General features: G+C 65.6%; 17 protein-coding genes. 9 read left to right on the forward strand and 8 right to left on the reverse strand.

From position 1 onward, the window contains the following. Positions 1-26: 26 nt before the first annotated feature. Positions 27-620 carry an imidazoleglycerol-phosphate dehydratase HisB gene (gene hisB / locus SR870_RS18335; RefSeq protein ID WP_322514960.1) on the reverse strand — a complete coding sequence of 198 codons (594 nt, stop codon included), beginning with the start codon at positions 618-620 and terminating at the stop codon, positions 27-29. Positions 621-813: 193 nt separating this feature from the next. Here hisB and hslV point away from each other — a divergent pair, with 193 nt between their 5' ends. Both hslV and hslU read left to right on the forward strand, forming a co-directional pair. After that, positions 814-1,407 (forward strand): ATP-dependent protease subunit HslV, encoded by a 594-nt coding sequence (gene hslV, locus SR870_RS18340; RefSeq protein ID WP_416221095.1) that lies wholly within the window; start codon positions 814-816, stop codon positions 1,405-1,407. A gap of 154 nt (positions 1,408-1,561) precedes the next feature. After that, the gene (hslU, locus tag SR870_RS18345) at positions 1,562-2,863 is read left to right on the forward strand and encodes an ATP-dependent protease ATPase subunit HslU (protein ID WP_322514961.1); all 1,302 of its coding nucleotides are present in this window, start codon (positions 1,562-1,564) and stop codon (positions 2,861-2,863) included. A gap of 323 nt (positions 2,864-3,186) precedes the next feature. Here hslU and SR870_RS18350 read toward each other — a convergent pair whose 3' ends face one another. From SR870_RS18350 to SR870_RS18360, 3 genes are read right to left on the reverse strand one after another with little or no spacing between them, the layout of a single operon-like run. Continuing rightward, positions 3,187-3,780, reverse strand: a complete 594-nt coding sequence (locus tag SR870_RS18350) for a Smr/MutS family protein (protein WP_322514962.1) — start codon at positions 3,778-3,780, stop codon at positions 3,187-3,189. Between the two features lie 5 nt (positions 3,781-3,785). Continuing rightward, complete coding sequence (locus SR870_RS18355) at positions 3,786-5,300, reverse strand: murein transglycosylase A (RefSeq protein ID WP_322514963.1); 1,515 nt, start codon at positions 5,298-5,300, stop codon at positions 3,786-3,788. Between the two features lie 37 nt (positions 5,301-5,337). After that, complete coding sequence (locus SR870_RS18360; protein WP_322514964.1) at positions 5,338-6,045, reverse strand: Tim44/TimA family putative adaptor protein; 708 nt, start codon at positions 6,043-6,045, stop codon at positions 5,338-5,340. 454 nt (positions 6,046-6,499) lie between these two features. Here SR870_RS18360 and secB point away from each other — a divergent pair, with 454 nt between their 5' ends. Next, positions 6,500-6,982 carry a protein-export chaperone SecB gene (gene secB / locus SR870_RS18365; RefSeq protein ID WP_322514965.1) on the forward strand — a complete coding sequence of 161 codons (483 nt, stop codon included), beginning with the start codon at positions 6,500-6,502 and terminating at the stop codon, positions 6,980-6,982. A gap of 136 nt (positions 6,983-7,118) precedes the next feature. Here the strand turns inward: secB and dnaQ are convergent, their stop codons facing one another. Genes dnaQ through SR870_RS18385 form a run of 4 tightly spaced genes read right to left on the reverse strand, consistent with a single transcriptional unit; the run spans position 7,119 to position 9,944 of the window. After that, the gene (gene dnaQ, locus SR870_RS18370; protein ID WP_322514966.1) at positions 7,119-7,814 is read right to left on the reverse strand and encodes a DNA polymerase III subunit epsilon; all 696 of its coding nucleotides are present in this window, start codon (positions 7,812-7,814) and stop codon (positions 7,119-7,121) included. 32 nt (positions 7,815-7,846) lie between these two features. Then, on the reverse strand, positions 7,847-8,446 hold the full coding sequence (coaE, locus tag SR870_RS18375; RefSeq protein WP_322514967.1) for a dephospho-CoA kinase: 600 nt from the start codon (positions 8,444-8,446) through the stop codon (positions 7,847-7,849). 53 nt (positions 8,447-8,499) lie between these two features. Next, the gene (locus SR870_RS18380; RefSeq protein ID WP_322514968.1) at positions 8,500-9,108 is read right to left on the reverse strand and encodes a Maf family protein; all 609 of its coding nucleotides are present in this window, start codon (positions 9,106-9,108) and stop codon (positions 8,500-8,502) included. After that, positions 9,105-9,944: a pyruvate, water dikinase regulatory protein gene (locus SR870_RS18385; protein ID WP_322518304.1), complete on the reverse strand. Its 840-nt coding sequence runs from the start codon at positions 9,942-9,944 to the stop codon at positions 9,105-9,107. Before SR870_RS18385 ends, SR870_RS18380 begins: the two co-directional genes overlap by 4 nt. A 452-nt stretch (positions 9,945-10,396) precedes the next feature. Between SR870_RS18385 and hemJ the strand changes: the two genes are divergently transcribed. The 6 genes from hemJ (at position 10,397) to SR870_RS18415 (ending at position 18,718) form a co-directional block, all read left to right on the forward strand. Beyond that, on the forward strand, positions 10,397-10,837 hold the full coding sequence (hemJ, locus tag SR870_RS18390; protein WP_322518305.1) for a protoporphyrinogen oxidase HemJ: 441 nt from the start codon (positions 10,397-10,399) through the stop codon (positions 10,835-10,837). A 271-nt stretch (positions 10,838-11,108) separates the two neighbouring features. Beyond that, positions 11,109-12,374, forward strand: coding sequence for a transcription termination factor Rho (rho, locus tag SR870_RS18395; RefSeq protein ID WP_011439294.1), 1,266 nt, complete (start codon positions 11,109-11,111; stop codon positions 12,372-12,374). 108 nt (positions 12,375-12,482) lie between these two features. Then, the gene (gene mnmE / locus SR870_RS18400) at positions 12,483-13,862 is read left to right on the forward strand and encodes a tRNA uridine-5-carboxymethylaminomethyl(34) synthesis GTPase MnmE (RefSeq protein ID WP_322514969.1); all 1,380 of its coding nucleotides are present in this window, start codon (positions 12,483-12,485) and stop codon (positions 13,860-13,862) included. Positions 13,863-14,466: 604 nt separating this feature from the next. Next, on the forward strand, positions 14,467-16,347 hold the full coding sequence (gene mnmG / locus SR870_RS18405) for a tRNA uridine-5-carboxymethylaminomethyl(34) synthesis enzyme MnmG (protein WP_322514970.1): 1,881 nt from the start codon (positions 14,467-14,469) through the stop codon (positions 16,345-16,347). A gap of 819 nt (positions 16,348-17,166) precedes the next feature. Continuing rightward, a complete protein-coding gene (rsmG, locus tag SR870_RS18410) occupies positions 17,167-17,877 on the forward strand; it encodes a 16S rRNA (guanine(527)-N(7))-methyltransferase RsmG (protein WP_322514971.1) in 711 nt (236 codons plus the stop codon). Next, entirely contained in the window at positions 17,864-18,718 is an 855-nt protein-coding gene (locus SR870_RS18415; protein WP_322514972.1) for a ParA family protein, read from the forward strand. The genes rsmG and SR870_RS18415 overlap by 14 nt, the downstream gene beginning before the upstream one ends. The last annotated feature ends 54 nt before the right edge of the window (positions 18,719-18,772 follow it).

Raw genomic sequence — 18,772 nt, forward strand, 5'->3', positions numbered from 1 at the left:
TGCCTTCTCCGCCGATGGACGGCGCCCTAGCCGCCGAGCTGTCCCTTGGTCGAGGGCACTTCGCCCGCCGCCTGCGGATCGATCGCCACCGCGGCGCGCAACGCCCGCGCCAGACCCTTGAAGCAGGATTCGGCGATATGGTGGCTGTTCTCGCCATATAGGGTTTCGACGTGCAGAGTCACGCCCGCATTCATGGCGAAAGCCTGGAACCACTCGCGCACCAGCTCGGTATCGAATTCGCCGATCTTGTCGCGCGGAAAATCCGCCTTGAACACCAGGAACGGCCGGCCGGAGACGTCGATCACCACCCGGGTCAGGGTCTCGTCCATCGGCATCAGCATGCTGGCATAGCGGGTGATGCCCGCCATGTTGCCCAGCGCCTGCTTGACCGCCTGGCCGAGCGCGATGCCGACATCCTCGGTGGTGTGGTGGAAATCGACATGCAGGTCGCCGACCGCCTTCACGGTGATGTCGATCCGGGAGTGCTTGGCGAGCAGATCGAGCATATGGTCGAAGAAGCCGATCCCGGTCGCCGCATTGGACACGCCGGCGCCGTCGAGGTTGACGGTCACCTCGATGTCGGTCTCCTTGGTCTTGCGCTTGATCGTGGCCGTGCGCATGAAGCGGGCTCTCCGGTAAAAAACGCCGTCCTTGTAACAGGCTAGTGACGCCTTCGCTACTGCGGGGGCCGCGGCCGCGCCCCGATCTTCGTCCTATGGTGACCGGATTTTGCGCGTCCGGCGCGGGCCGATCGTCCGCCGGTTTGCAAGCGGGCCGCACAGTGCCTAGATCAGCGCTCGCGAAAGGGTTGCTATGACGATGTATTCCGCTGCGGGCCAAGGCTGGCCCCAAGGCTCGCTCCAAGGCTCGGCTCAGGTCTGGCACGGCACCACCATCCTGACCGTCCGCAAGGGCGGCAAGGTCGTGATTGGCGGCGACGGCCAGGTCTCGATCGGCCAGACCGTGATCAAGGCCAACGCCAAGAAGGTCCGCAAACTCGGCAAGGGCGACGTGATCGGCGGCTTCGCCGGCGCCACCGCCGACGCCTTCACGCTGTTCGAACGGCTCGAGGCCAAGCTCGAGCAGTATCCCGGGCAGCTCACCCGCGCCGCGGTCGAGCTCGCCAAGGACTGGCGCACCGACCGCTATCTGCGCCGGCTGGAGGCGATGATGATCGTCGCCGACAAGGACGTCTCGCTGGTGCTGACCGGCACCGGCGACGTGCTGGAGCCGGAATACGGCGTGATGGCGATCGGCTCCGGCGGCAATTACGCGCTGGCCGCGGCGCGCGCGCTCGCCGACACCGACCAGGACGCCGAGACCATCGTCCGCAAGGCGCTCGATATCGCCGCCGACATCTGCGTCTACACCAACCGCAACCTGACTCTCGAGACGTTGACCGCGTGACCGGTTTCTTCCCCTCTCCCCTTGTGGGAGAGGGTGCCCTAGCGAAGCGAGGGCGGGTGAGGGGCAGCCTCTCCGTCTCGCAACACCCCTCACCTGGCACGGACTTCGTCCGCGCCACCCTCTCCCACAAGGGGAGAGGGAAAGAAGTAGAATCATGACCGACTTCTCTCCCCGCGAAATCGTTTCCGAACTCGACCGCTTCATCGTCGGCCAGGCCGACGCCAAGCGCGCGGTCGCCATCGCGTTGCGCAACCGCTGGCGGCGGCTGCAGCTCGAAGGCTCGTTGCGCGAGGAGGTGCTGCCGAAGAACATCCTGATGATCGGCCCGACCGGCGTCGGCAAGACAGAGATCGCGCGGCGGCTGGCGAAGCTCGCCAATGCGCCGTTCCTCAAGGTCGAGGCCACCAAATTCACCGAGGTCGGCTATGTCGGGCGCGACGTCGAGCAGATCATCCGCGATCTGGTCGAAGTGGCAATCGCGCAGGTCCGCGAGAAGAAGCGCAAGGACGTCCAGGCGCGCGCCCAGATCGCCGCCGAGGAGCGCGTGCTCGATGCGCTGGTCGGTCCCGGATCGAGCCCGGCGACGCGGGATTCGTTTCGCCGCAGGCTGCGCGCCGGCGAACTCGACGACAAGGAGATCGAGGTCGAGACCCAGGCCGGCAGCGGCTCGCCGATGTTCGAGATTCCCGGCATGCCCGGCGGCCAGATCGGCGCGATCTCGATCGGCGACATTTTCGGCAAGATGGGCGGGCGCACCAAGACGCGCCGACTGACCGTCGTCGACTCGCACGATATCCTCGTCAACGAGGAAGCCGACAAGCTGCTCGACGACGATCAGCTGGTGCAGGAAGCCATCAACGTGGTCGAGAACAACGGCATCGTGTTCCTCGACGAGATCGACAAGATCTGCGTGCGCGACGGCCGCAGCGGCGGCGAGGTCTCGCGCGAAGGCGTGCAGCGCGATCTCTTGCCGCTGATCGAGGGCACCACGGTCGCCACCAAGCACGGCGCGGTGAAGACCGATCATATCCTGTTCATCGCCTCGGGCGCGTTTCACATCGCCAAGCCGTCCGATCTGCTCCCGGAATTGCAGGGCCGGCTGCCGATCAGGGTCGAGCTCAATGCGCTGTCCCGCGACGACATGCGCCGGATTCTGACCGAGCCGGAAGCCTCGCTGATCAAGCAATATGTGGCGCTGCTGCAGACCGAAGGCGTGACGCTGGAATTCGGCGACGACGCCATCGACGCGCTCGCCGACGTCGCGGTCGCGGTGAATTCCAGCGTCGAGAACATCGGCGCGCGACGGCTGCAGACGGTGATGGAGCGCGTGCTCGACGAAATCTCCTTCGCGGCCCCCGACCGCAACGGCGACACCATCCGGATCGACGCCGACTACGTCCAGAAGAACGTCGGCGATCTGGCTAAGAACACCGATCTGAGCCGGTTCATTCTGTAGCTGGTGGTAGCCGTCGGCTCGAGCTGACGAACGCAGGGCGCCTCACCACGTCTCAGCGTCATCCGCGGGCTTGACCAGCGGATCCATCGCTCTTCGCGAGAAGATGGATTGCCGGGTCAAGCCCGGCAATGACGGGAGTGGCCGAAGGGACGGTACGCGCCAGCGCTAACAACCGGTATCTCCCCATCCTCCCACGTCATCGCCCAGCTTGACCGGGCGAGCCAGTATTGCAGAGCTTCTGCGGCGAGTAACAGCCGCTCTGGGATACTGGATCACCCGCTTTCGCGGGTGATGACGATCCGTGATGCTGATGTGCCGGTGAGCTAACCGCGCGACCGCCGCACCCGCACATACAGCGCGCCCTCGCCGCCATGACCGATCGCGGCTTCGTCGAAGCCGACCACGTAGGCGCGGAATTCCGGCAGGCTCAGCCATTGCGGCACCTGGCGGCGCAGCACGCCGCGTTCCGGATCGCCGCCGAGCCTCGCGCCCTTGCCGGTGATCACCAGCACGAAGCTCAGCCCATCATGGCTGGCGCCCTGCAGGAAGCGCAGCAACGCGTGGTGCGCGCGCGCCTGGGTCATGCCGTGCAGATCGATCCGCGCGTCGATATCCTTGCGGCCACGTGACAGATGCGTGCGTTCGCGCCGGCCGAGCGGCGCCAGCGGCGGCGGGCCCATCGGCGTCGCCAGCTTGACCGGGCGCTTGATCGGCTGCTGCGTTGCCGGCGGCGGCGGTTTCGCGACGGGCGTATCCGACGGAGCCGCCGGCAGTTCGATCCGGGTCAGTCGCGGGCGGCCGCGCAGCGGTTTGACCTGCTTGGCCACGCTGTCCCACAGCACGCGCTCCTCCTCGCTCAGGCTGCGCTTGCGGCGCGGCGTGGCGGGCGGATCGAGCGATGGCACGACGCGTTTCATCGGCGTCAGCGATGCCGTCGGTGTCGATGATGACGGCGATGCGTTCGCTTCGGCGCGGCCACCGGCGCCGCATCCGGTCGCGCCTGCGGCGTCGGAACGGCCTGCGCGGAGCCGGCCGTTGCAGCCGCCGGCTTGTCGTTCGTCGCTGCCTCCGGCGCCTTGGGACTGTCCTGCACGGCCGGCTTGTCTTTCCCGGCCGGTGTCTGCGGATACAGTTTGGCGATCCTTGCCGACGGCCGCGGTTCGGGCAGCGGCATGGTGCGCCCGCGCGCCACCGGATCGAGACTGTTGGGCAGCAGCATCACGAAGCGGATCGGATGCCGCATCCGCCCGGCCACCGCGCCCGCCTCCGTGCCGGCGCCGAAATACAGATCCGCGCGTGCCGGGCCGATGATCGCCGAGCCGGTGTCCTGCGCCACCATCAGGCGGCGGAACGGCGTCTTCGCGTCGGGAGCCGCGACCGGCAGTTCGCCGGTGATGAAGAACGGCGTGCCGTAGACGTGCAGCGCCTTGTCGACCGCGATCGAGCGACCCGGCGTCAGCGGCACCCCCTGTGCGCCGACCGCCTCGTCGTCGTCCTTGAGCTTGACCTCGCGGAAGAACACGTAGGACCGGTTCGCCCGCCGCAGCTCGCCCGCGCCGTCCGGATTGGCGTCCATCCATTCGCGGATGCGCTGCATCGACATCTGCTCTTTCGGGATGATGCCGCGATCGATCAGGATGCGGCCGACCGGGGTGTAGGGATAGCCATTGTGGGCATCGTAATTGATACGCACGAAGCTGCCGTCCTCGAGCCTGACCCGGGCCGAACCCTGAATCTGCGAGAACAAGAGATCGGTCTGGCTCTTCAGCCAGCAGATTTCCAGTCCACGCCCGGCGATGGCGCCGTCCTCGATTTCGGCGCGATCGTAATACGGCACCAGCTTGCGCCGGCCGATCTTGCGATACACCGGCCCGCCATTCGGCAGGCCGACGCCCTGCGAATAGCCGCGGACGAAAAGGTTCGACGGCCGCCGATACACCGGCACATTGTAGACGTCGGTCTTGACCCGCGAGCCGTCGACGATCGGCTCGTAGTAACCTGTGACGAATCCGGCGTCCTCACCGACCCGCGAGATCTGCAGCGGCAGGAAGTGCCGCTCGAAGAAACGGCGGGCATGGGCGGCGTCGGAGATCTCGGCCGCGCGCGCGGCGCGGCAGGGCTCGGCCAACGACGAGCCGAGCGCCTTGGTGTCGGCGACCGGCTTGCGCCGCGCCACGATCGGCCGGCAACTCTCACGAAACGTCCTGAAGGCGGCGAGATGATCGTCGGCATCCCAGCCGGCGACCTGATCCCATTTCACCGGGGCGTATTGGCCGCCGGGGATTTCGATCGGCCAGACCGGCTTGGCATGCCGCTTATGCGCGGCGGCGTGGTGGCTCCTGCCATGATGTCCCGAGGAATGGTGGCCGGAGGAATGGTGGTGGCGCGGCCCGGCTTCGACGGCGGCCGGCGCCAACAGCAAGGCGGCGGCGAGCACGCCGCGCGCCCAGGCAGAGCGCGATGCGCCCTGCGCGCTAGAGGCCGTTTCCCGTGCCAACCAGCTTCCAGTTCGGATCGCGCGAGCTGATGTCGCGGGCGAAGGTCCAAACGTCGGTGATGTCGGCGACCTTGTCCGGGCTGCCGTCGACGACGGCGCCGGCCTTGTCGCGGGTGACCGAGATCATCTGCGACACGAACTTCACCGTGATCTGGGCGATGTGATCGCGGACCTCGGCGCCCAGCAGTTCGGCTTTCTCGATCGCGACGAAACGGGTCTCGGTCTTCAGGTCGTTCTTCTCGCGGTCCTTGATCGCGGCCTCGAAGCTCTCATAGACCTCGCTCGACAGCAGATCCTTCAACGACCGCCGATCGCCATTGGCGAACGCCATCACGATCATCTCATAGGCGCCCTTGGCGCCGGAGAGAAAATGATTGGCGTCGAACGACGAGTCCTGGGTGAACACCGCGTTGAGGCCATGCTCCAGCGGCGAATCCGGCTCGGCGATGCCCTTCCAGCGATCCGAAGGCGGAACGACGTCGGCGCTCGGCGCAGTCGGGGCCTGGTCGATCACCGAGCCCGGCATCGACACCACATTGGTGTCCTGCTTGCCCGGGATCATGTCCCGCGCCGCGGCACGGTCGAACGGGGGGCGTTCGCTTCCGGTCCGCTGACCCAGGACGTTGCGCAGACGCAGGAAAATGAACACCGCAAGCGCAAGGAAGATGATGGTGTAGATATCCACGTCGCTTCACTTTCTTCATCGGCGTCGGCCTGCGGGTGCGGTTTGCACCTGCGGCCCGACGGCCCAGAATCACGATGCGGGCCGGCCCTCACATGTAGTGAGGAACCTGTCCCAGCCAATGGCGCGTTTTGGCACAGCCAACCGGGTTGGCAAGCCCCGCTGCGCGTCCGGCCGGGCATTGATGGTCGGAATGTAGGCGCTTCGGCGCAACGGGGAAACCGGATCATTGTAAGAAAGTTCATTCCGCCGGCGATTTGGGCGTCCGTCCGGCTCGGCCTGGGGCTTTCGGCCTCGCCGGCTGGCCCGGAGGGCTCGCCCGGCTGCTGCTTCGGTCCACCTTGTGGATGGCCGCAGGCCTATGATAGCCACTCGCCGACAGCATCACCCGCCATTCGCGTGAATGCCGCCGTATCGCCGGCCGCAGCTTCCCGCACACGCTTCAGGAGAGAATTCGATGACCAACGGAAACGGCACGCCTCCGGAAGCCGGTGCTCCTCCGCAGCTCAACGTGCTGGCGCAGTACACCAAGGACCTGTCGTTCGAGAACCCGAACGCCCCGGCCTCGCTGGCGCCGCAGCAGAATCAGCCCGCGATCAACATCCAGATCAATGTCGGCGCCAACAATCTGGCGGCGAACGAATTCGAGGTGACGCTGTCGATCGAGGGCAAGGCCGAATCCGGCAGCACCGTGCTGTTCAGCTTCGAACTGGCCTATGCGGGCGTGTTCCGGATCGTCAATGTGCCCGAGGAAAACCTGCACCCGCTGATCATGATCGAATGCCCGAGGCTGCTGTTTCCGTTCGCCCGCGAGATCATCGCCAGCGCGGTCCGCGACGGCGGCTTCCCGCCGCTGATGCTCGATCCGGTCGATTTCGTCGGCCTGTATCGCCAGAACATCGACCGCCAGGCTGCCCAGCAGCAGGGCCAGCCGAGCTAATTCTCGGCTCGAACAGACATCTGAAACTTCGTCATGGCCGGGCTTGTCCCGGCCATCCACGTTTGTTGGATCGATGCATCCGGACGTGGATGCCCGGGTCAAGCCCGGGCATGACGGGATTGTGGATCTGCGCCGCTCACGCGCCGGGGCGATACTCGTTCCAGATCGCCTTGTCGCCCATGGTGGCGGTGAAGGCCGCATGGGCCTCGCGATCGGACTCGGTGACCCGCGGCGCGAGCGGGGTCGGCCGCTGCCGGCGGGGCGTGTCGCCGCCCGCGCCGCCCCGGTCCGACGGCACCTCGGCCAGAATGAGCTGCGACTGCCGCGCGCCGATCAGATCGATATAGACCTCGGCCAGCAACTCGGCGTCGAGCAGCGCGCCGTGCTTGGTGCGGCGGGAATTGTCGATCGCATAGCGCGAGCACAGATCATCGAGCCGGTTCGACACGCCCGGATGCTTGCGCCGCGCCAGCAGCAGCGTGTCGACCAGCCGCTCGCGCGGAATTGCGCCCCGCGACAGCCGCGCCAGTTCGGCATTGAGGAAGCCGGCGTCGAACGAGGCATTGTGGATCACCAGCGGGTCGTCACCGATGAACTCCAGGAATTCGTCGACCACTTGCGCGAACAGCGGCTTGTCGGCCAGGAACTCGCTCGACAGCCCGTGCACCGCGAAGGCTTCCGCCGGCACGTCGCGTTCCGGATTGATGTAGCGGTGGAAAGTCTGCCCGGTCGGCATCCGGTTGTAGATCTCGACGCAGCCGATCTCGACCAGGCGGTCGCCGCGCAGCGGGTCGAGGCCGGTGGTTTCGGTATCGAGAACGATTTCGCGCATCGTGGAACAGCCGGTCTTCGTGAGCCGGCGAATCAGGGCCGCCGGCGGGGCATCCTAGCAGCCGAGTCGAGGATTTCGCGGATCTGCGCCCGCACCGGGTCGAGTCCGAACGAAGTATCCACCAGGAAATCCGCGCGCTTGCGCTTTTCGGCGTCGGGCATCTGCCGCGCCAGAATGGCGTCGAGCTTTTCGGGCGTCATGTTTTCGCGCGCGAGGATGCGCTCGCGCTGCACCTCCGGCGAGGTGGTGACGACGACCACCGCATCGACTCGCTTCTCGCCGCCGGTCTCGAACAGAAGCGGCACGTCGACCACCGCGACCGGCGCGCCCGACGATTCGGCGTCGTCGAGGAAGTTCTGGTGATGCGAGCGCAGCATCGGATGCACGATCTGCTCCAGCCGCTTCATCGCGTCGGCGTCGTGAACGACCTTCGCCGACAGCCGCTCGCGGTCGACCTTGCCGTCGATGGTGGTGCCCGGAAACGCCGCCTCGATCGCCGGCACGGCTTCGCCCTCGTAGATCTTATGCACGGTGGCGTCGGCGTCGTAGACCGGTATGCCGGCCTCGCCGAATAGTTTCGCGGTGGTGGATTTTCCCATCCCGATCGACCCGGTGAGCCCCAGCACCAGCATTCGTCCCACTCCCTCGTGCGGATTGTGTTCGACGCGTTTGTTCTCGCGCGGCGCTAGAACGCCAGCAGTTTCTGGCTACGCAGAAAGCCCAGCAGGGGCAACAGCGGCAGGCCCAAAATCGTGAAATGGTCGCCGTGGATGCCGTCGAACAGATGCACGCCGAGGCCTTCGACCTGATAGCCGCCGACGCTGGACATCGCCTTGTCGCCGGCCTCGTCGAGATACGCCGCGATCTCCTCGTCGCTCAACGGGCGCATCGTCATCCGCGCGATCGTGACTTCGGCGAACAGCGTGGCGCCGTTGCGCACCAGGGCGATCGCCGAATGCAGTTCGTGGCGGCGGCCGGCGAGTTCGCGCAGTTGTTTCGCCGCCTCGTTGCGGTCGGCCGGCTTGTTGAAACCCCGCGCACCCAGCGCCAGCGTCTGGTCGGCGCCGAGCACCAGGCGGCCGGGGTGATGATTCGAAACGAACGCGGCCTTCTCCTGCGCCAGCAGCGCGGCGATCTCGCCCGGCGCCGACAGGCCCGAGGCTGTCGCGATGCCACGCTCGTCGATATCCGCCGGGATCGCGTCGAACGGAATTCCGGCGCTGCTCAACAGCGCCTGCCGGGCGCGACTCTGCGACGCCAGCACCAGCGGCCCGGGGCCGAGCCAAAGCGTCATTCGGACATCCTCTGGCGTTGACGATCGGCGAGCAGCTTCATGATCGCCGCAGCGGTTTCCTCGATCGACCGGCGGGTGACGTCGAGCAGCGACCAGCCGTATTTGGCGCTGAGCTTGCGCGCCAGCACGACCTCGTCGGTGACGGCCTGCTTGTCGATGTAGGAATCGTTGCCACTTCCGGCGCCGAGGCTGAGCAGACGGTTCTGCCGCACCTGGATCAGCCGTTCGGGCGAGGCGTGCAGGCTGACAACCAGCGGCTTCTTCAGGGTTTCGAGCTGATGCGGAATCGGAATCCCGGCGACCAGCGGCACGTTGGCGGTGCGGATGCCGCGATTGGCGAGATAGATCGAGGTCGGCGTTTTCGAGGTGCGCGACACCCCGACCAGCACCACATCGGCCTCTTCCAGCCCTTCGACGTGCTGGCCGTCGTCGTGCATCATCGAATAGTTCAGCGCGTCGATACGCTTGAAATATTCGGCGTTCAACGTGTGCTGGGCGCCGACGCGGCCGGTGGTGGAGGCGCCGAGATAGGCCTCGAACAACTGCATCACCGGGCCGATGATCGACAGGCTCGGGCTGTTGATCTCCTGGCACTTGGCCTCGAGCCGGGCGACCAGTTCGCCCTCCAGCAGGGTGAACAGTACGATGCCGGGCGATTCCTCGATCTCCTGCAGCACGCGGTCGAGCTGCTTCTGGCTGCGCACCAGCGGGTAGACGTGCTCCACCGCGTTGACATTGGCGTATTGCGCCGCCACCGCGCGGGACACCGTGATCAGGGTTTCGCCGGTCGAATCCGACACCAGATGGAGGTGAAAATAGCTGCCGTCGGTCAGCATCATGACCCTGTGTATCCTGTGAACAACGGGGCGAAAGCCGCCCGGTGGCGGCACCTCGGCCGGCGCGGGCGGGATAACCCGGTTTTTTCTTCACAGGCCTCGGGTGAGGAAATCGTCACGGGATGGCGGGAAGGTTAGCGGGTGAATGTGGATTTGTCTCTTGATAAAGCGACGGGATCACGGCGCAAACGACCGCCGTCACAGGGCTCGAGCCGATCCGGCCGAGCGAGGCCCTGGGCTGTGCACATGTGAATCGTGCAAGGACAAGCCCGCGCGTCTGTTGCGCCGGCACAATCCACGTTCACTACGACTCAAACCCTAAGAATCTATAAATATTGTTTAGAGGAGTGGAGCTTGCGGAAAACTCCGTGATCGCGCATTCGAATAACGCGCTGCGCGGTCGGTGCGTTCCAGACCGGCTCTGGAATTCCGCGCAGGCGGTGGGGCGACCGATGATCGACTGGACCGATATTTATCTCTGGGTGAAGACCCTGCACGTGGTCGCGGTGATCTCGTGGATGGCCGGAATGCTCTACATGCCGCGGCTGTTCGTTTATCACTGCTCGGCCGAGATAGGCTCGGTGCAGTCCGAGACCTTCAAGATCATGGAACGCCGGCTCTACAAGGCGATCATGAATCCGGCCATGATGGTCGCCTGGGCCGCCGGCCTGGTCATCGCCTGGGAGCAGGGCTTCTTCACCTCCGGCTGGTTCCACGCCAAGCTCGCGGCGGTGGTGCTGATGACCGTGATCCACCTGATGCTGGGCCGCTACGTGCGCGATTTCGCCGCAGACCGAAACACGCGAACCCATAAATTCTATCGCGTTATCAATGAAATACCCACTGTTTTGATGATCGCGGCGGTGATCTTCGTGATCGTCAAGCCGTTCTGATGGCGCAAAATCGGGCGTTGTCCGGATGCCGAACGCCTTGCGTCGGAGCGGACGATTTTCTATAGTTCGGCTGTCCCACCTAAAGCAGGCGAATGTGGTTGCGATCTGGTTTCGTGTGAACCGGCCGCCGCATCGGGTTTGAAGCCTCTTCGCACCTTCCTTGCTCAAAGACGTCATCGACCCGAAGACCTGCGGCCTCTCCGTATTTTCCAGTCCCGCTCTCTTCCGCTGACGAATCCCCTCTCTCGATTTTTTCCACAGGACCACCCCAATGCGGGAAATGAAACTTTCAGACCTCAAGGCCAAGACGCCGGCCGAGCTCGTCTCGTTCGCCGAAGAGCTGGGGGTCGAGAACGCCAGCACGATGCGCAAGCAGGAGCTGATGTTCGCCTGTCTGAAGCAGTTGTCGGCGAAAGAGACCGATATCATCGGTGAAGGCGTCGTCGAGGTTCTCTCCGACGGCTTCGGCTTTCTGCGCTCGCCCGATGCGAACTACCTGCCGGGCCCGGATGATATCTACGTCTCGCCGTCGCAGATCCGCCGCTTCGGCCTGCGCACCGGCGACACCATCGAGGGCCATATCCGCAGCCCGAAGGAAGGCGAACGCTACTTCGCGCTCTTGAAGGTCAACACGCTGAACTTCGAGGACCCCGAGAAGTCCAAGCACAAGGTCAATTTCGACAATCTGACGCCGCTGTTTCCGGATGAGCGCTTCCGTCTCGAGATCGACGATCCGACCCGCAAGGATCTGTCGGCCCGCGTCATCGACATCGTGGCGCCGATCGGCAAGGGCCAGCGCGCGCTGATCGTCGCGCCGCCGCGCACCGGCAAGACCGTGCTGATGCAGAACATCGCGCATTCGATCACCGCCAATCATCCGGAATGCTACCTGATCGTGCTGCTGATCGACGAGCGGCCCGAAGAAGTCACCGACATGCAGCGTTCGGTGAAGGGCGAGGTGGTGTCCTCGACTTTCGACGAACCCGCGGTGCGCCACGTCCAGGTCGCCGAGATGGTGATCGAGAAGGCCAAGCGGCTGGTCGAACACGGCCGCGACGTCGTCATCCTGCTCGACTCGATCACCCGTCTGGGCCGCGCCTACAACACGGTGGTGCCGTCCTCCGGCAAGGTGCTGACCGGCGGCGTCGACGCCAATGCGCTGCAGCGGCCGAAACGCTTTTTCGGCGCCGCGCGAAACATCGAAGAGGGCGGTTCGCTGACGATCATCGCCACCGCGCTGGTCGATACCGGCTCGCGTATGGACGAAGTGATCTTCGAAGAGTTCAAGGGCACGGGTAACAGCGAACTGATCCTCGACCGCAAGGTCTCGGACAAGCGCACCTTCCCGGCGATCGACATCTCGCGCTCCGGCACCCGCAAGGAAGAGCTGATCACCGATCCGCAACTGCTGAAGAAGATGTACGTGCTGCGCCGGATCCTCAATCCGATGGGCACGATGGACGCGATCGACTTCCTGCTCGATAAGCTGCGCAACACCAAGAACAACGCCGAATTCTTCGAGTCGATGAACACCTGATCGACCCAAGCTTCGAGCAAATCTGCGAGGGCGCCCTGAAACGGGCGCCCTTTTTGCTGCGCGCGATTGAGCGTTGCGTCGGAAGGCGGCACTCGGCAAGACAGACCGATGCATCCGAACGACCAGACCATCTACGCCCTCGCGTCCGGCCCGTTGCCGTCGGCGCTGGCGATAGTGCGGGTGTCGGGTGCGCGAGCGGGCGATGTGGTGTCCGCGCTGGTGGGCTCGCTGCCGCCGCCGCGGAGCGCCCGGCTGGTTCGGATTCGCGATCAGAATCAGGATGTTATCGACGAGTGCGTGGTGCTGTGGTTCGCCGCGCCGGCGAGTGCGACCGGCGAGGACGTCGCCGAATTTCACATCCATGGCGGCCGCGCTGTGCTGGCCGCGCTGGTCAAGGCATTGGCCGCGTTCGACGACGTGCGGCCGGCGGAGCCGGGCGAGTTCACAAGGCGCGCGTTCGAGAACGGCAAGCTCGATCTCACCGAAGCCGAAGGGCTCGATGATCTGATTCACGCCGACACCGAGGCACAACGTCGGCTCGCGGTGCGGCAGCTCGGCGGTTTGCTCGGCGACAGGGCGCGGCGCTGGCGGGCGCAGATCATCGAGGCGCTGGCACTGATCGAGGCCGGGATCGATTTTGCCGACGAAGGCGACGTGCAGGGCGAACTGATGCCGCCGGCGCTGCGGACGATCGCGGCGCTGCACGATGAAATTTCAGAAGTGCTTGCGGCACAGGGCAAAAGCGAACGGCTGCGCGATGGCCTGGTGGTGGCGATCGCGGGGCCGCCGAATGTCGGCAAGTCGACCCTGATCAACCGGCTGGCGCGCCGCGAGGTCGCGATCGTGTCGCCGCATGCCGGCACGACGCGGGACGTGATCGAAGTGCAGCTCGATCTCGGCGGCTATCCGGTGACGGTGATCGACACTGCGGGGATTCGCGAGAGTGACGATCCCGTCGAGCAGGAGGGCGTGCGCCGGGCGAAGGCGCGAGCCGCGGAGGCGGATCTGGTGTTGTGGCTCAGCGCGGATGAGGCGATCGGCGCAGCGGTCGAGGGCTCGGCGCCGGTCTGGCGGGTGCGCAACAAGGTCGATCTGGGGCCGCAGGTGGATACCGTTTTGGCCGATTCTGGCGTCGCTGCGCTTGCGGCAAACCTGTGGCAAACCGAAGGCGCGGCTGCCGCAAGACCGGCCTTTGCGATTTCGGCGAAACGGGGCGATGGGGTCGGCGATTTGATCGAGGCGCTGGCTGAGTTTGCTGCGCAGTATTTTGCGAGGGGAGAGGCGGCAGTGATCAGTCGGCACCGGCATCGCGTTTTGCTGCAGGATGCTGCGGTGATGCTGCAGTGCAGCATGGAAGACGGGTTGGCGTCGGAGCTGGTAGCCGAGGAGCTCAGGCTCGCGGCGGTGGCCCTGGGGCGGCTGTTGGGCCGGGTGGATGTCGAAGATGTGCTCGGGGAGATCTTCGGCCGGTTCTGCATAGGCAAGTGAGATCATCGGGAATATAGAAATATAAATATATTCATTTCTTTAAGGGTTCTGGGAAGCTCCAGAACAGCCGATTTGCCTTGAGGCCAATCAGCACTGGCGGTCCCGGGGCGCTCACCATCGTGAGGAGGCGCGCGTCGCCGTCTCGGACCTTGCCGCGGGAACTGCATTCGCCCATCTTCGAGACGCGCAGTTCCGCCACGCTCCTCATGGTCGGACCAAAAGCAGCAAGCGAGATCAAGCGCTGTTGTTGATCGTTCGTTCTGGATCAAATCCCGTCATGGCCGGGCTTGTCCCGGCCATCCACGCCTCTTCTCGCGGCTTCCGCGGCAAGGCGTGGATGCCCGGCACAAGGCCGGGCATGACGAGTTGGAGTGAAAGCGCGTGATTTCATTCACCGCATTTTCGGCCAGACTCTCAGAATGGGAGTTGGTCTATTTGGCAGGGCCATAGAACTCAATCCATCGATGAAGAAGTCCAGGCAGAACCGAGGCGGTGACCGTAGTCATTCTGCTGTTTCACGTGAAACAGCTCGCAGCGTTTCACGTGAAACAGGGTCGAATCGATACCGCTTCAAAGCCGCGAAAAGCTGGGCTACAAGCCGGCCATGCGCACTTGCTTCGATGTCATCGTCATTGGCGGCGGCCATGCCGGCTGCGAAGCCGCGGCCGCGGCGGCGCGTCTCGGCGCGGCCACGGCGCTGGTGACGCATCGCTTCGATACCGTCGGTGCGATGTCGTGCAATCCCGCGATCGGCGGGCTCGGCAAGGGACATCTGGTCCGCGAAGTCGACGCGCTGGATGGATTGATGGGGCGGGTCGGAGACGCCGGCGGCATACAGTTCCGGATGCTGAACCGGCGCAAGGGCCCGGCGGTGCGCGGACCGCGCGCCCAGGCCGACCGCAAGCTCTACGCCGCCGCGATGCAGGCCGCGATCCGGGCGACCGCCAACCTGACCGTGATCGAGGGCGAGGCGGACGCGCTGCTGAGCGAGGCGGGCCGGGTCACCAGAATCCGCCTCGCCGATGGCCGCGAACTCACCGCCGGGGCGGTCGTCATCACCACCGGGACCTTTCTGCGCGGGCTGATCCATCTCGGCGAGAAGAGCTGGCCGGCCGGCCGGATCGACGAGGCCCCGGCGCTCGGCCTGTCGGCCTCGTTCGAGGCGCTGGGTCTCGCGCTCGGCCGGCTCAAGACCGGGACGCCGCCGCGGCTCGACGGCCGCACCATCGACTGGGGCGCGGTCGAAATGCAGCCCGGCGACGATCCGCCGGAGCCGTTTTCCGTGCTGACGCCGGCAATCACTACGCCGCAGATCGAATGCGGCATCACCCGGACGACGCCCGCCACCCATGAGTTGATCCGCGCCAATGTGCATCGCTCGCCGATGTATTCCGGGCAGATCCAGTCGTCGGGGCCGCGCTATTGCCCCTCGATCGAGGACAAGATCGTCAAATTCGGCGATCGCGACGGCCATCAGATCTTCCTCGAGCCCGAAGGCCTCGACGATCCGACCGTCTATCCCAACGGAATCTCGACCTCGCTGCCCGAAGAGGTCCAACGCGCGATCCTGCAGACGATCCCGGGTCTGGAGCGGACCGTGATGCTCCGCCCGGGCTATGCGATCGAATACGACCATGTCGATCCGCGCGAGCTGGAGTCGACGCTGCAGACCAAGCGATTGCGCGGGCTGTTCCTCGCCGGCCAGATCAACGGCACCACCGGCTATGAAGAGGCGGCGGCGCAGGGCCTAGTCGCCGGGTTGAATGCGGCGCTGGCGGCCGGCGGCGGCGAAGGGGTCGTGTTCGACCGCGCCGACGGCTATCTCGGGGTGATGATCGACGATCTGGTGACCCGCGGCATTTCCGAGCCGTACCGGATGTTCACTTCGCGGGCGGAATATCGCCTGACACTGCGCGCCGACAATGCCGATCAGCGGCTGACCGACAAGGGTCTGGCGCTGGGCTGCGTCGGGACGGAGCGGGCGGCGTTCCATCGCGGCAAGATGGCGGCGCTGGCCGAGGCGAAGCGGCTTACGCAATCGCTGGCGATCACGCCGAACGAGGCCGCCAAGCATGGTCTTGCGCTCAATCGCGACGGCCAACGGCGCTCGGCGTTCGATCTGCTGTCCTATCCGGAGATCGAATGGCCGCAGGTGAGGGCGATCTGGCCCGAACTGGGCGCTGTGGCGCCGTCGATCGCGGTGCATGTCGAGATCGACGCCAAATACGCCGTCTATCTGGAGCGCCAGGTCGCCGACGTCGCCGCGTTCCGGCGCGACGAGGGCCTGCTGCTGACCGATATCGACTATGCGCAGGTGCCTGGACTGTCGAACGAGGCGCGGGGCCGGCTGGAGCGGCACCGGCCGCGGACGGTCGGGCAGGCGGGTCGCCTGGACGGTATCACCCCCGCGGCGCTCGGCATTCTGGCGGCGTATCTGCGCCGCGAAGCGCGGAAGCGGCCGGCGGTGGCGGCCGGCGAGGCGTAGGCGCGCGCGGGCTGCTGTTTCACGTGAAACAGCGGCTAGCTGATCGGCTCCGGCCCGGCTCGTCACGCTTTGACTCCAGTCCGGAGGCGTTTTGAGACAAGTGGCCCGGGTGATCGACCTCGATCGCAGTGCCCGCGAGCCCTCACCCCACCCCTCTCCCGCAAGCGGGAGAGGGAGCCGGCTGTGCGGGTGGGACGCGCGTGCCAGATCCGGGGCGTCCGATCCAACGAGCAACGTCATTCAGTCCACGATGAACTCCCCTTCGAAATAGACAGAAGCTCCTCCCCAATCACAGCGCGCTCCCTCTCCCGCTTGCGGGAGAGGGTCGGGGTGAGGGCCGCCGCGGATGGGAAGGCCGAGTTTGGTGCTGCGGTCGGCCGAGCCATTCGCATCGGTCTTTGCCACGCCATTCGGCCCATCAATCGGACAGAAACCCCTCTACAATCGGAGCGCGCCCCCTCTCCCGCGTGCGGCAGAGGGTCGGGGTGACGGCGGCCGCGGGTGGGGAGGGCGAGTTTGGTGCTGCGGTCGGCCGTGCCATTCGCATCGGTCTTTGCCACGCCATTCGGCCCATCAATCAGACCAAAACCCCTCACCAATCACGGCGCACTCCCTCTCCCGCTTGCGGGAGAGGGTTGGGGTGAGGGTGGCCGCGGGCACTGAAAACGCGATTGCGCAGCAGTGCCCTTGCTTAGGCATTCACGCGGGCGCGAAAATCGTCGTAATCGTTCCGCGCACGCCGACCAAACAGTGGCTGGAATCGTCGCATCGGCTTATGTGTAGTCCACACCGATCCCTCGAACTCCGAGACCCGGGCCGATGGCCTCCCGACTTTCGCCGATGGTCGTTTCCGCGCCGGACAGCTCCGACAAGGCGCAGGCGCTTAAACTCACCCCCGTTTCACGTGAAACGGAGGCGCGGCTCGATGCCTATCTGGATCTGCTGCGGCTGTGGCAGGCCAAGACCAATCTGGTGGCGCCGTCGACGCTGCCACAGCTCTGGACCCGGCATGTCGCCGACTCGCTGCAGCTTCTCGCGCTCGCCCCGACGGCGCGGCGCTGGCTCGACTTCGGCAGCGGCGGAGGCTTCCCGGGCATCGTGCTGGCCTGCGCGATGGCCGAGCACCCGGACGGCCACGTCACGCTGGTCGAGCGCAATGCCAAGAAGGCCGCCTTTCTGCGCGAGGCGCTGCGCGTCACCGGCGCGCTGGGCACAGTTATGCTCGCGGACATCGGGGATAATGTGGATAGGTTCCCGCGGCCGCTCGATTGCATCACCGCGCGGGCCGTCGCTCCGCTACACCAGCTGATCGGTTTCGCCGCGCCGCTGATGACCAAGGGCAGCAAGGTGCTGTTTCTCAAGGGTCAAGATGTAGAGGCGGAATTGACGGAAGCCACTAAGTATTGGAAGATCGAGCCTCTATTGCACGCCAGCCTGACCGGTGGACAAGGCTGGATCGTCGAACTCGACCGGATCGACCGCGTCCCCTCCACCGCCAGCAAAGAAGTCACCGCGAATGACCGTCATTGATGAGATATATCAAGGGGATAGGGCGATGACCGAGCCCGGACGCCCACGCATCATCGCGCTCGCCAACCAGAAGGGCGGGGTCGGCAAGACCACCACGGCGATCAATCTCGGCACCGCGCTGGCCGCAATCGGCGAGCGCGTGCTGATCGTCGATCTCGATCCGCAGGGCAACGCCTCGACCGGGCTCGGCATCGACCGCCGCGACCGCAACTGCTCGACCTACGACGTGCTGGCCGGCGAAGCGCCGCTGCGCGACGCCGTGGTCCCGACCGCGGTGCCGCGGCTGCACATCGCCGCATCGACGATGGATCTGTCCGGCCTCGAACTCGAACTCGGCCATTCCCGCGACCGCGCCTTCCGGCTGCGCGACGCGATCGCCGTGCTCAACAAGGACGTCGATCCGCCGCTCGACTACACCTATGTGCTGATCGACTGTCCGCCGTCGCTGAACCTGTTGACGGTGAACGCGATGGCGGCGTCGGACGCGATCCTGGTTCCGTTGCAGTGCGAGTTCTTCGCGCTCGAAGGATTGTCTCAACTGCTGCAGACGGTCGAGCAGGTGCGCTCGACGCTGAATCCGGAATTGACCATCCACGGCATCGTGCTGACGATGTTCGACAGCCGCAACAATCTGTCGAGCCAGGTCGTCGCCGACGTCCGGCAGTTCATGGGCAAGAAGGTCTACGACACCATGATCCCGCGCAACGTCCGGATCTCGGAAGCGCCGAGCTACGGCAAGCCGGTGCTGGTCTACGATCTGAAATGCGTCGGCTCGGAAGCGTACTTGAAGCTCGCCACCGAAGTGATCCAGCGCGAGCGTGAACTGCGCACGACGCATTGAGGCTGATCGTAGGGTGGGCAAAGCGAAGCGTGCCCACGCCTTGACGAGCGAGTG

Origin of the sequence: Rhodopseudomonas palustris, from assembly GCF_034479375.1 — a bacterium.
Classification (GTDB): domain Bacteria; phylum Pseudomonadota; class Alphaproteobacteria; order Rhizobiales; family Xanthobacteraceae; genus Rhodopseudomonas; species Rhodopseudomonas palustris_M.

Coding starts and splice junctions, on each gene's coding strand:
- hslU (WP_322514961.1), top strand. CDS start 1,562: ATGACCGACTTCTCTCCCCGCGAAATCGTTTCCGAACTCGACCGCTTC.
- SR870_RS18415 (WP_322514972.1), top strand. CDS start 17,864: ATGACCGTCATTGATGAGATATATCAAGGGGATAGGGCGATGACCGAG.
- rsmG (WP_322514971.1), top strand. CDS start 17,167: ATGGCCTCCCGACTTTCGCCGATGGTCGTTTCCGCGCCGGACAGCTCC.
- mnmG (WP_322514970.1), top strand. CDS start 14,467: ATGCGCACTTGCTTCGATGTCATCGTCATTGGCGGCGGCCATGCCGGC.
- dnaQ (WP_322514966.1), bottom strand. CDS start 7,814: ATGCGCGAAATCGTTCTCGATACCGAAACCACCGGCCTCGACCCGCTG.
- hisB (WP_322514960.1), bottom strand. CDS start 620: ATGCGCACGGCCACGATCAAGCGCAAGACCAAGGAGACCGACATCGAG.
- hslV (WP_416221095.1), top strand. CDS start 814: ATGACGATGTATTCCGCTGCGGGCCAAGGCTGGCCCCAAGGCTCGCTC.
- secB (WP_322514965.1), top strand. CDS start 6,500: ATGACCAACGGAAACGGCACGCCTCCGGAAGCCGGTGCTCCTCCGCAG.
- SR870_RS18380 (WP_322514968.1), bottom strand. CDS start 9,108: ATGACGCTTTGGCTCGGCCCCGGGCCGCTGGTGCTGGCGTCGCAGAGT.
- mnmE (WP_322514969.1), top strand. CDS start 12,483: ATGCATCCGAACGACCAGACCATCTACGCCCTCGCGTCCGGCCCGTTG.
- coaE (WP_322514967.1), bottom strand. CDS start 8,446: ATGCTGGTGCTGGGGCTCACCGGGTCGATCGGGATGGGAAAATCCACC.
- SR870_RS18385 (WP_322518304.1), bottom strand. CDS start 9,944: ATGCTGACCGACGGCAGCTATTTTCACCTCCATCTGGTGTCGGATTCG.
- SR870_RS18350 (WP_322514962.1), bottom strand. CDS start 3,780: ATGAAACGCGTCGTGCCATCGCTCGATCCGCCCGCCACGCCGCGCCGC.
- hemJ (WP_322518305.1), top strand. CDS start 10,397: ATGATCGACTGGACCGATATTTATCTCTGGGTGAAGACCCTGCACGTG.
- rho (WP_011439294.1), top strand. CDS start 11,109: ATGCGGGAAATGAAACTTTCAGACCTCAAGGCCAAGACGCCGGCCGAG.